Genomic DNA, 11014 nt, shown 5'->3' on the forward strand with positions numbered 1-11014 from the left:
GACTTACACATAGTAAATGTAGTTTTTGGTAACATACTTGAAAATTTATCTTCTTTAAAGATTAAAACCTATTTACTATAAATACTTCCGTCTGGCATAATTGTACCCCTTAAATCAGCATTGGTTAAAATCGTTCCAGTTAAGTCTGCATTCCTTAAATTACTGTTAACTAAAATAGCATTACTAAGGTCAGCATAACTCAAATCAGCCTCTTCTAAATTGGCTTCTGTTAAATCAGTGGGAAAGGGTGATTTATAGGGTTCTGGTGTTAATTTTGCTCGGCATAATCTTGCCCCTGATAAATTTGTTTGATACAATAAAGCTGAACTTAAGTTGGCATAAGATAAGTCTGCTTGGCTTAAATTTGCTTGTCCTAAATTGGTTCTTCTCTCAGAAGTGGGACGCAGATCCACTTCATATAAAATAGCCCCTAATAATAAGGCATCTGTTAAATTTGCCCCACATAAACTAGCCTTACTCAAATAAGCATTAGTTAAGTTAGCGTCAACCAGTTTGGCCCCACTGAGATCGGCATCTCTTAATATAGCCTCAGATAAGTCTGCATCTCTTAGGTCGGTTCCCCAGAGAATAGACTCGCTCAAGTTAACTTTTTTAAAGTTTGCTTGACAAAAAACACTTTTTCCTAACCGAGATTGTCGTAAATCGGCTCCTTGAAAATCCACACCTGAAAGATTAATATCAATTAAATCTGCTTCTCTGAGAACAATATTCTGAAATTTTCTGATCCCAAGACGATATTTATCCAGTAATTCTTTTAATTGCATCATTTATCTCCCTTTTTATTCTTTTTTGATTGTAATCTTAACCGAGTTGAAACCAGAGTTTTCTTTGACTTCATTTAATTTACAACTATTTCGTAATATAAGAACATAGCATTAATTAAGGTATAATTAAAAATCATAATATGTCCACATAGTTGGTTACCTAGATAACAATATGGCAAAAATAACCACGTCAAAATACCCTATAAAGACGACATTATTAACAAACGAAGAGATTTGTAACTTATCTCCTGCTGCGTTGGCCATGGTTGCTGATTTTTTTAAAGTGTTATCAGAAATGAGTCGCTTACAAATTATTTGTGCTTTAAAAGATGGGGAAAAAAATGTTTCTGAAATCATTGAAATAACTAAGTTGGGACAAGCAAATGTATCTAAACATTTAAAAGTATTAACCCAGGCAGGAATTGTTACTAGAACTCAAGAAGGTGTCAATGTTTTTTATGCGATCGCTAATCCTTTAGTGTTTTCTTTATGTGATCTAGTTTGTAATTCTATCGCTACACAATTAGAACAACAAAATCAACAATTAGAGTCACTAAAAAGTTTTAAAAAGTTATTTTAAATTAACTTCTAAGACTCGTAAATTTTCTTCATTTATATTCTAAAATAGTAATCTAGTAATCTTGTCAAAAATTATGGAAAATAGCGAATTCAACGAAAGAGAACCTATTTCTAGTTTAATCCTATATTATTTATTTAAAGGGACTATTATTGCCCCCATGTGTTACGGTTACTTTCGGGGACGGGTTTATGGTCAGGAAAATGTACCTAAAAAGTATCCTTTAGTGGTAGTAAGTAATCATGCAAGTTATTTTGATCCACCCTTATTAGCATCTTGTATCGGTCGTCCCGTGGCTTTTATGGCCAAAGAAGAGTTATTCAAAGTACCTTTACTCAAAGAAGGTATACGCTTATATGGAGCTTATCCCGTCAAACGAGGAGCCGGTGATCGCAGTGCCATTCGTTCCGCTTTAACGGCCTTAAAAGATGGTTGGTTAGTGGGCATTTTTTTACAAGGAACCCGTACCATTGATGGTTGTATTGATGATCCCAAACTAGGGGCAGCTATGATCGCAGCTAAGGCACAAGTTCCCCTCTTACCCGTTTCCTTATGGGGAACAGAAAAAATCTTAAAAAAAGGCTCACCTATTCCCCGTCCCGTTCCCTTAACCATTCGCATTGGGGAAGTCATTCCACCCCCTGAGTCTAATAAACGTCAAGCTCTAGAAACTGTCACCGAAAAATGCGCTACAGTTATTAATCAACTCCATGAGTTAGGAAGATAGATTTAATTATTACTTAACCAGTGATTAATTATTTTAGATATCAATAGTAACACAACTTCTAGACTGTATAAATCACTGATAAATACAAAAGTTTAATTCAAAAAAACTCAAAGAAATAGAGTTGCAAGATTAAGATATTGTTTTGTTTTAGAGTGTATTAAGCAAAATAAGGTAGGTTAATATCGAACAATTAGAATAAAAGAATAATGACCGAATCTTCAGAAAAAAGTAACAATTTTCAAGTATGCGATCGCGATCTTTCTTCAGAAACACTTGAACGTTATTTACAAGCCGATGCTATTGCCATTGATACAGAAACTATGGGATTAGTTCCCCAAAGAGATCGACTTTGTTTAGTACAATTATGTGATCCCAGTGGTTATGTAACAGCAATTCGTATTGAAAGAGGACAAACAGAAGCCCCGAATTTAAAACAATTATTAGCCAATGAAAATATTGTCAAAATATTTCATTATGCTCGGTTTGATGTGGGTCAATTTAAGTATAATTTTTCTGTTGAAACTACACCCATTTTTTGTACAAAAATAGCCAGTAAATTAGCGAGAACTTACACAGGTTCTCATGGCTTAAAGTCCTTAGTACAAGAATTAGAAGGAGTAGAACTAGATAAAAGTTCCCAAAGTTCTGATTGGGGAAATAGTCAAAACTTATCAGAAGCACAATTAAGTTATGCAGCAAATGATGTCAGATATTTAATTCAACTGAGAGAACAATTAATCACCATGTTGCAAAGAGAAGAAAGATGGGAAATTGCGCAAAAGTGCATGAAAGTCGTTCCCATCTTTGTAGAATTAGACTTAATGTATTACAAAGATATTTTTGAGCATTGAATAATAGAACATTAACCATTGATAATTAATCATGGATAATTACAAAACTTCGAGGTAGGATAAAAATAAAGTCGTTTCAATCAATTTGACCTAGAGGTAAATCATGACAGAAGCACTAGCTCTGACCCCCGATAATGTGGAAAACGTCCTAGACGAAATGCGCCCCTATTTAATGGCAGACGGAGGCAACGTTGAATTAGTAGAAATAGAAGGCCCCATCGTCAAAGTACGCTTACAAGGGGCTTGTGGGTCTTGTCCTAGCTCAACCATGACCCTGAAAATGGGCATTGAAAGACGCTTAAGAGAGATGATCCCTGAAATTGACGAGGTACAACAAGTAGTAGAACAAATGCAGTAATGGAGAATGGATAATGGAGGAGTAAAATGTAGAATCAGCCGAAAAATCAAGTCTAAATTCTACATTTGCCCATTTCTAACTTCTTATTTCTCCTTGAAGTCAATTTTGAACCCCGTCGTTAAAGACGGGGTCTTATCCATTGAGAAATAATTTTGCCAGGATGACATCACCCAGATAAGATAGAAGTCATCCCCAATAATCAACTTGCGCTGAAAAATAAACGTGAAGCTATTTGTCTATCATACCCCTGAACTAACACCCACAGACCATTTACCCGACTGTGCTGTGGTGATCGATGTTTTGCGAGCTACCACTACTATTGCCACTGTTTTGGAAGCTGGTGCAGAGGCAGTGCAAACCTTCAGCGATATTGACAAATTAATGACAGTCAGTGAAAAATGGCTGCCAGAAAAACGTATTCGAGCAGGAGAAAGGGGTGGGGCAAAAGTAGAAGGGTTTGATTTGGGTAACTCTCCTTTGGATTGTACCCCCGAAACTGTAGACGGTAAACGTTTCTTTTTAACTACCACAAATGGGACTCGCGCCCTACAACGAGTAGAAAATGCTCCAACGGTGATCACTGCAGCGATGATCAATCGACAAACTGCTGTTAACTATATCCTCAAAACCCAACCAGAAACCGTTTGGTTAGTAGGGTCGGGATGGCAAGGAGGTTATTCCCTAGAGGATACCGTTTGTGCCGGAGCGATCGCTCATGCTTTAATGAAGGATGACACGCAAACCGTAGAAGTGAGTAACGACGAAGTGATTGCAGCCACAGCTTTATATACTCAATGGCAAGATAATCTCTTAGAAATGTTCAAACTTTCGACTCACGGTCAAAGATTGTTACGCTTAAACGGTCATGAAGATTTACAATACTGTGCCAAAAGTGACATTATAGATATATTACCGATACAAAAAGAACCAGGAGTTTTGGTGAAATTCTCCTAACCATCCTAAGCTGGTTTAGTTTCCCTGCATCGTTGAGGAACGCACACTTATGAGAGTTTTGGTATTGACTTGGGAATTCCCCCCCCGTATTGTGGGAGGTATTGCCCGTCATGTTGCGGAATTATATCCAGAAATTGCTAATTTAGGCCACGAAATACATTTAATCACCGTAGAGTTTGGTGATAGTCTCCCTTATGAATTAATCGACGGGGTTCATGTTTATCGTGTACCAGTGCAAGAAGCTCACGACTTTTTTCAATGGATTGTCAACATGAATAATAGCATGGGTCATTATGGCGGACAATTAATCCAAGAAAAAGGGTCATTTGATTTAATTCACGCCCATGACTGGTTAGTAGGGGATGCTGCGATCGCCCTGAAACATTTATTTAAAATTCCCCTTATTGCTACCATTCACGCCACAGAATATGGTCGTTACAACGGTATTCATAACGATACCCAACGCTACATTTCTCAGAAAGAGAGAAAGTTGATCTATGATGCTTGGCGAGTGATTGTTTGTAGTGATTATATGCGTCACGAGTTACAACGAGCCTTTGAAACACCCTTGGATAAAATGGATGTGATTTATAATGGCATCCGAGCCGAGAAAAAGCGCAAAGATCCCACTTTTGACTATCAAACCTTTCGTCGTCAATTTGCCTTAGATCACGAAAAAATTATCTATTATGTGGGAAGAATGACCCGTGAAAAAGGGGTTTCTCTTCTCTTGCACGCAGCAGCAAAAGTATTATCGGAGTTAGAGAGGAATGCCAAAATAGTGATCATCGGTGGCGGTAATACTCAAAATTTACAAGCAGAAGCGGATAATTTGGGTATTGCTGATCGTTGTTGTTTTACAGGGTTTATGTCCGATGAAGATTTAGATCGCTTTCAAACTATCGCTGACTGTGCCGTATTTCCTAGTTTATATGAACCCTTTGGTATTGTCGCTCTAGAGAGTTTTGCCGCCCGTGTCCCTGTGGTGGTATCGAGTACAGGGGGTTTACCTGAAGTTGTGCATCATGAAAAAACTGGGATTGTTACTGAGGTGAATAACTCTGACTCTCTGGCCTGGGGCATCCTGGAAATATTAAGAAACCCTGACTATGGGCAACGGTTGGTGGAAGAAGCCTACCACGAGTTAGCCTTGCGTTTTGGTTGGCCAAAGTTGGCTCAACAAACGGAGAAGGTTTATCAACTGGTGCGTGACCAGCGATCGCAAATTCATTGGGAATAGTTGACAGTGAACAGTAAGCAGTGAACAGTGAGCAATGAGAAGATAGAATAGGGTTTATCAGGAGCTTTTTAGGTGTGATCAATGAAGTGGATTGTCTATTTTGCCATAACCGTCATTGTTTATATTATTGTAATTACTAAGTTAAAAGTAAAAATACAGAGAGAAAAAGTTAAAGAAGCTTCTATCTTTTGGAATACTTTGATTTTTTTTATTGTCTTTGAATTTGTTTTTGTTGAGTCTATTTTTAGCAATTTTTTATTACATATTTTTGGTTTATTATTATCATTTATCTACTCACTTTCTATTTATATTTATTTAAAATCTCTAAGAAAAGATGTTGAAACTATTTTTTATGATTTATTAAAACAAAGCCAGGGAAGAATTAGTATCTTAACCTTTATGCAAGCCACAGAACTCTCTTCCCATGAAGCCCAAGAATATTTAAACGAAAAACTCAAAGAATTAAGAGGTAATCGTCATAGTAGCCGTGGTAATATTTATTATGAATTTAGTACTTGGTAAAACTACAGCAGTTCTCATACTTGTGAGCCACAGAAGTTATCGCTTTGAGGCAGGAGGCAGAGGGCAGGAGACAGGAGTTAGCTCTCCCAGTCCCCCAGTCCCCCAGTCACCCCTCCCGTTATCCTAGAACTTGAGACGCAGCGGCAACACCAGCCCCAGAAGTCGCTCCCTGATGACCTAAAATTTGTAATGTCGCTTCTAGAGCAGCGATCGCAGTTAAAATATCTCGCTCATGGACAAACCCTAAATGACCAATGCGGAAGATTTTGCCTTTGAGATGATCTTGTCCACCAGCTAAAGCAATATCAAATTCTTTCTTCATGGTAGAACGAATCGCTTCTGCTTCAACAGTAGAAGGCATAACGGCAGTAACAGCACAACTGGCCACTTCATCGGCAGCAAAGGGTGATAACCCTAACCCTTTCACAGCAGCGCGGGTGGCTTGGGTTAAGCGTTGATGACGGGTAAACATGGCCTCTAACCCTTCTGCTTTCATCATTTCTAAGGCTACTTGTAACCCGTACATTAGGTTAACAGGAGGAGTAAAGGGGGAACTGTTTTTATCTGTGGCTTTTTTGTAAGCCCCTAAATCTAAATAAAACTTAGGTAGAGTAGCAGTTTCGTAGGCTTTCCAGGCTTTAGGACTAACGGCTATAAATCCTAGTCCGGGAGGTATCATATAGCCTTTTTGAGAGCCTGAGGCTACCATATCTAACCCCCATTCATCAACTGGTACACTGACTGCACCTAAACTGGTAACAGCATCTACCATGATCAAAGCCTCTCCGTGTGCCTTAACATAGCCATTGATGGTTTGAAGGTCATTGAGAACCCCTGTAGAAGTCTCAGAATGGGTGATAATAACCGCTTTGATGGTTTTGTCCGTATCGGCTTCTAACTTGGCTTTAAAGGCTTCGGGATTGAGGGGTTTACCCCATTCTGCGGTGATTTCTTCTACCTCTAAGCCAAAAGCCCGGGCAATTTTTACCCAACGTTCCCCGAATTTACCGTTATTCCCAACTAAAACGCGATCGCCAGCACTCAAGAAATTTATAATTCCGGCTTCCATGGCCCCAGTACCACTGGCGGTTAACATGAGGACATCGTTTTTAGTCTGATGCAGCCATTTGAGATTTTCGGTAATTTCCCCAATAATTTGACTAAAATCTCCACTACGGTGTCCAATGGGATGTTTAGCCATGGCTAAAAGGACACTTTCAGGGACAGGGGTTGGCCCTGGAATCATGAGCATATGTTTATCTTGCATTTAGTTTTTCTCCTGCTTCTTTTTTCTCGATAGATAAACCCCTGTTTTTTCGACAGAGATAGGTTGTTGTGAACAATTAATTTATCTGGTTCCTTTCCACACTAAAAAAATCTTCGTCTCTTATGGGTTTTTTTAAGCATTAATTCATATTTGATCACCGAGGTTCGGTTACTTCCGAAGGTAGAAAGTTTTAGTATAGAACCCTAACTATTCAGAATGTACAATTTAGAATTACGAAGGATGAGAAGACAGCCAAGCAGCAATTTGTGGAGTTTGACTAATAATAGTTTTCAATGCTTCTAATTGAAGATAATTTTTGAATATATCTTGTGGCGGCTGAAAGGGACCAAAGGGTTCTTTAATGTAGAAAGATACTGATTCATCGGTCCAATGGGAGGCATGAGGATCTAAAGTATCTAGTAGATCAAATACAGCTAAATCTGCCCAGGTGATTGAATCATTAATCAAAAACGGTAATTTTTTATTATTAGAAATTATTTGCTCAAAGGTGTTAAAATGTGATGGTAAAATAACTGCAAAAAATTCATTAAGTTTGTCTATTTTTTCTTGATCAGAGCGCATAGTCATGACAAACTTGCCTTCTTTGGTCACTCGATCAACATAACATCTATAAAATAGGTCTAATAAGTCTCGCCAAGCATCAACAATCATATCGGATAAAGCCGCTTCAATGTCATGTAATGGGTACAAACCGGTCAATTTAGCCGCATAACGAGCCATGGCACAAGATTGACCAATAATCTGATCATCTACTATCAAAACTGGTAATTGATCAAAGGGTAGTTTTTCCTTATCTCGCATTGAAAGATATTCAGCAAAGGAAAGTCTGTGATCATTAAAAGGAATTTGAGCATAAACCAAAATAAGACGAGTTAGTTCGGCTCTACCTTTACCATCGTTGAAATAAAATAGACTCAGATTTTTGTTCATTTTTCTCTCTTTTTTTGCCACTAAAAATTAATAGCAAATGAGTTTGATTCGTTTAATTTTACTGGCTTAAAGCCTTCAAGAAACTTTGCATACTAGCAAAAATTCCTGACTTTTTGGCTTGAGGTTGATTACTATCATCTTCTTCCCCCTGCAAGGCATTATTAATTAAAATGTCTAAGGCTTGTCCCATGGGTTTTTGACCTTGTTCAGCAATTAATTCGTAACCCTCTTCTTTTTCTAAAAATACCAACCAAGGGGAGGGATAGGAACGGAATACCACCACCCCATCCAACGGCCGAAAATAATAAACTGATTCTAATGTACTGATAAATCTTTCTCGCAGTTGCCTAGCAGCATAACCGATGCCCACAATAGACACATCTTCTAATTGAGGAATGAGTAGAATAACGGGGCGATTGCCGGCTAGGTTACAGAATTTTTCTACGGTTTCCACTTCCACCGAAGAGGGACATACTAATAAAAAGGCTTCGTCTGCTTCAGAAATCTTTCTTTCCACCCCAGTTGCTCGACTGCCTAAGTCTGTTACCTGAAAAGGAGTTTCTCCCCAGTCTCTTCTAGCTAAGGCCGCAGCCCCAGTATCGGGAAAAATCACTTTTAAACCCGATTGTTGTCCTTCAAATAAGCTGATAAACTCTAGAGCTAATGCTTGGGCTTGTAGAGCGATTTCTGGGATAACAATTTCTATACAAATACGTTCTACCCCTGATTCTAGGGCAATTTTCGTTGCTTCTTTGCCTTGGGAAACGGCTTGTTCTAAACTGTCGGGAACTTCAACCATGATGGGGTTTTTCAATAATGGATAATGGACAATAGATAATGGACAATGGATAATGGATAATTAGCTATTCCTAAAACATAAGATGATTAAAAACAAAGAAATGGATTGTTTTTTATTCTTAAATAAAAGGAGAGGTTTTTAACGGAAGACCCTGTGGTTAATGACGAGGTTTTAATTATTAATTAATTATCCATTGATAAAAGGCGATCGCTACTATCATTATTGTACAAGAATGAGGGACAATGGAAAATAGACAACTTGAGAGTAAGAGTCAAATAATATGATTATCGGTATTTTAGCGATACTTTCTGCATCTGCAGCAGCCGGCATGAGAATTGCATTACCTTTATTAATTGTTGGCTTCCTTCGTAGTGATTTATGGTCACAAGTCCCTTTACTTTCTGCCATTCCTCCTCCAGTTTTAATTGGAGTTTTAACCAGTTGGTCTTTGTTTGAATTATTTGGCTCAAAAAAGTTATTAGGACAGCGAATTTTACAGATTATACAATTAATTTTTAGTCCTTTAGTGGGCGGTTTATTAGCAGTAACTGTGGTTAAAATATCTAATTTAGAAATGAGTCCTTTATGGTTAATTGGAGTCATCGGAGGGTCATTAGCTTTTGTTTTAAAATTAGTTCAAGTGGGTTGGTTCTTTCGTTTAAAAGGGTTACCTATTTGGGTTATTTTTATTGAAGATATTATTTGTATTTTATTAGTTTTATTTGCTTTTGATGCCCCACAAAATGGAGGTTTAATTGCTTTGATGTTGTTATGGATAGCTATCAGAAGTTCAACTGCTTGGCGCAAATGGTATAACCAAAGCAGCCAAATTTCTGATAATGATAACTGATTTAACTTTATCTTCTGCCTTGATTAAATAAAATCTTTTTAGATTCTTCTGTAATAGTTGCTCCCGTTTTCAAGTTTTTAGCTCTTTCATAAGCTTTTTGTACAGCCGGACGATTTTGTACAGTTTCAAACCATCTTTTAAGATTAGGAAATTCTCCTAAGTTTTGCTGCTGTTGTTGATGAGGAACTATCCAAGGATAAACGGCCATATCAGCAATTGAATAATCGTTTACTATGTATTCTCTATCTTGTAAACGTTTATCTAGAACCCCATAAAGTCGTCCTGTTTCTTTCACATATCTGTTAATAGCATAGGGTATTTTTTCGGGGGCATAGTGACTAAAATGATGATTTTGACCTAACATAGGTCCGAGTCCTCCCATTTGCCAAAATAACCACTGCATAGCCTCCATTTCACCCCGTATATCTGTAGGTAAAAATTTGTTTGTTTTCTTGGCTAAATATAGTAAAATTGCCCCCGATTCAAAAATACTAATGGGTTCACCACCATCAACAGGTGAACGGTCAATAATAGCGGGAATACGGTTATTAGGAGAAATTTTCAGAAATTCTGGTTCAAATTGCTCTCCTTTGCCAATATTAACTAACTTAATATTGTAGTTTAATTGAGCTTCCTCTAAAAAAATGGTGATTTTATGACCATTAGGGGTTGTCCAATAGTAAAGATCAATCATAACTTTTTATTTTTCTTGCAGACTGAATATCACATATATATAATGATTTTACCTGTTGCGCAATAGTACAATGTCAGAAACTTGTAGTTGAAGTTATTAGCACCTCGTAAAGTTTTGTTAAGAAATACGGATTGATGGGTGCTGTTTCCTGATAACTCAACAGGGACTATTTTTTAGTCTCGGTTACACCACTTTGTACTAAAATTTCGATGATTAAGACAGTTTCCCTGTTAGTTTTAATTTCCTTTGGTTTGGGCGCACAACTCACCATCGTTTCCCAAACGGTCAAAGCTTTACCCTCCCCTAACCCCTATCTTAAATGCAAAAAGAGGACTCCCGTTACAGCGACAGCTTAACGGTGAGATGAATTTTTGCCAATCAAATAAATCGACCGTAGGGAGACAGTTGAATCAAGGTTTGTGCTAAAATAGAGGAGCCA

At 37.6% G+C, this 11014-nt stretch carries 13 protein-coding genes; 8 read left to right on the forward strand and 5 right to left on the reverse strand.

Features of this window, described 5'->3' with window-relative positions; all coding sequences use genetic code 11:
• Positions 1-68: 68 nt before the first annotated feature.
• Positions 69-785, reverse strand: coding sequence for a pentapeptide repeat-containing protein (locus QNJ66_RS21330; protein ID WP_300510582.1), 717 nt, complete (start codon positions 783-785; stop codon positions 69-71).
• A 172-nt stretch (positions 786-957) separates the two neighbouring features.
• On the opposite strand from QNJ66_RS21330, the gene QNJ66_RS21335 reads away from it, so the two are divergent.
• The 7 genes from QNJ66_RS21335 to QNJ66_RS21365 all read left to right on the forward strand — a co-directional run bounded on the left by QNJ66_RS21335 (position 958) and on the right by QNJ66_RS21365 (position 6014).
• Positions 958-1365: a metalloregulator ArsR/SmtB family transcription factor gene (locus QNJ66_RS21335; RefSeq protein WP_300510553.1), complete on the forward strand. Its 408-nt coding sequence runs from the start codon at positions 958-960 to the stop codon at positions 1363-1365.
• Positions 1366-1438: 73 nt separating this feature from the next.
• Positions 1439-2089: a lysophospholipid acyltransferase family protein gene (locus tag QNJ66_RS21340; RefSeq protein ID WP_300510554.1), complete on the forward strand. Its 651-nt coding sequence runs from the start codon at positions 1439-1441 to the stop codon at positions 2087-2089.
• A 206-nt stretch (positions 2090-2295) separates the two neighbouring features.
• Positions 2296-2940, forward strand: coding sequence for a ribonuclease D (locus tag QNJ66_RS21345; protein ID WP_300510556.1), 645 nt, complete (start codon positions 2296-2298; stop codon positions 2938-2940).
• Positions 2941-3043: 103 nt separating this feature from the next.
• Complete coding sequence (locus tag QNJ66_RS21350; protein WP_300510557.1) at positions 3044-3298, forward strand: NifU family protein; 255 nt, start codon at positions 3044-3046, stop codon at positions 3296-3298.
• 222 nt (positions 3299-3520) lie between these two features.
• Entirely contained in the window at positions 3521-4252 is a 732-nt protein-coding gene (locus tag QNJ66_RS21355; protein ID WP_300510559.1) for a 2-phosphosulfolactate phosphatase family protein, read from the forward strand.
• Between the two features lie 49 nt (positions 4253-4301).
• A complete protein-coding gene (locus tag QNJ66_RS21360) occupies positions 4302-5492 on the forward strand; it encodes a glycosyltransferase family 4 protein (protein ID WP_300510561.1) in 1191 nt (396 codons plus the stop codon).
• A gap of 81 nt (positions 5493-5573) precedes the next feature.
• Complete coding sequence (locus QNJ66_RS21365; RefSeq protein ID WP_300510563.1) at positions 5574-6014, forward strand: hypothetical protein; 441 nt, start codon at positions 5574-5576, stop codon at positions 6012-6014.
• Positions 6015-6132: 118 nt separating this feature from the next.
• Here the strand turns inward: QNJ66_RS21365 and QNJ66_RS21370 are convergent, their stop codons facing one another.
• From QNJ66_RS21370 to QNJ66_RS21380, 3 genes are all read right to left on the reverse strand, one after another.
• Entirely contained in the window at positions 6133-7281 is a 1149-nt protein-coding gene (locus tag QNJ66_RS21370; RefSeq protein WP_300510565.1) for an alanine--glyoxylate aminotransferase family protein, read from the reverse strand.
• Positions 7282-7512: 231 nt separating this feature from the next.
• Positions 7513-8232, reverse strand: coding sequence for a glutathione S-transferase family protein (locus tag QNJ66_RS21375; RefSeq protein ID WP_300510567.1), 720 nt, complete (start codon positions 8230-8232; stop codon positions 7513-7515).
• Between the two features lie 58 nt (positions 8233-8290).
• Positions 8291-9031 carry a DUF1995 family protein gene (locus tag QNJ66_RS21380; RefSeq protein ID WP_300510568.1) on the reverse strand — a complete coding sequence of 247 codons (741 nt, stop codon included), beginning with the start codon at positions 9029-9031 and terminating at the stop codon, positions 8291-8293.
• Positions 9032-9311: 280 nt separating this feature from the next.
• Here QNJ66_RS21380 and QNJ66_RS21385 point away from each other — a divergent pair, with 280 nt between their 5' ends.
• Positions 9312-9881 (forward strand): DUF4126 domain-containing protein, encoded by a 570-nt coding sequence (locus tag QNJ66_RS21385; RefSeq protein ID WP_300510570.1) that lies wholly within the window; start codon positions 9312-9314, stop codon positions 9879-9881.
• A 7-nt stretch (positions 9882-9888) separates the two neighbouring features.
• Here QNJ66_RS21385 and QNJ66_RS21390 read toward each other — a convergent pair whose 3' ends face one another.
• Complete coding sequence (locus QNJ66_RS21390) at positions 9889-10575, reverse strand: glutathione binding-like protein (protein ID WP_300510572.1); 687 nt, start codon at positions 10573-10575, stop codon at positions 9889-9891.
• Positions 10576-11014 lie beyond the last annotated feature (439 nt).

Source organism: Crocosphaera sp. (assembly GCF_030064895.1).
Taxonomy (GTDB): Bacteria; Cyanobacteriota; Cyanobacteriia; order Cyanobacteriales; family Microcystaceae; genus Crocosphaera.

Coding starts and splice junctions, on each gene's coding strand:
- QNJ66_RS21330 (WP_300510582.1), bottom strand. CDS start 785: ATGCAATTAAAAGAATTACTGGATAAATATCGTCTTGGGATCAGAAAA.
- QNJ66_RS21335 (WP_300510553.1), top strand. CDS start 958: ATGGCAAAAATAACCACGTCAAAATACCCTATAAAGACGACATTATTA.
- QNJ66_RS21340 (WP_300510554.1), top strand. CDS start 1,439: ATGGAAAATAGCGAATTCAACGAAAGAGAACCTATTTCTAGTTTAATC.
- QNJ66_RS21345 (WP_300510556.1), top strand. CDS start 2,296: ATGACCGAATCTTCAGAAAAAAGTAACAATTTTCAAGTATGCGATCGC.
- QNJ66_RS21350 (WP_300510557.1), top strand. CDS start 3,044: ATGACAGAAGCACTAGCTCTGACCCCCGATAATGTGGAAAACGTCCTA.
- QNJ66_RS21360 (WP_300510561.1), top strand. CDS start 4,302: ATGAGAGTTTTGGTATTGACTTGGGAATTCCCCCCCCGTATTGTGGGA.
- QNJ66_RS21365 (WP_300510563.1), top strand. CDS start 5,574: ATGAAGTGGATTGTCTATTTTGCCATAACCGTCATTGTTTATATTATT.
- QNJ66_RS21370 (WP_300510565.1), bottom strand. CDS start 7,281: ATGCAAGATAAACATATGCTCATGATTCCAGGGCCAACCCCTGTCCCT.
- QNJ66_RS21375 (WP_300510567.1), bottom strand. CDS start 8,232: ATGAACAAAAATCTGAGTCTATTTTATTTCAACGATGGTAAAGGTAGA.
- QNJ66_RS21380 (WP_300510568.1), bottom strand. CDS start 9,031: ATGGTTGAAGTTCCCGACAGTTTAGAACAAGCCGTTTCCCAAGGCAAA.
- QNJ66_RS21385 (WP_300510570.1), top strand. CDS start 9,312: ATGATTATCGGTATTTTAGCGATACTTTCTGCATCTGCAGCAGCCGGC.
- QNJ66_RS21390 (WP_300510572.1), bottom strand. CDS start 10,575: ATGATTGATCTTTACTATTGGACAACCCCTAATGGTCATAAAATCACC.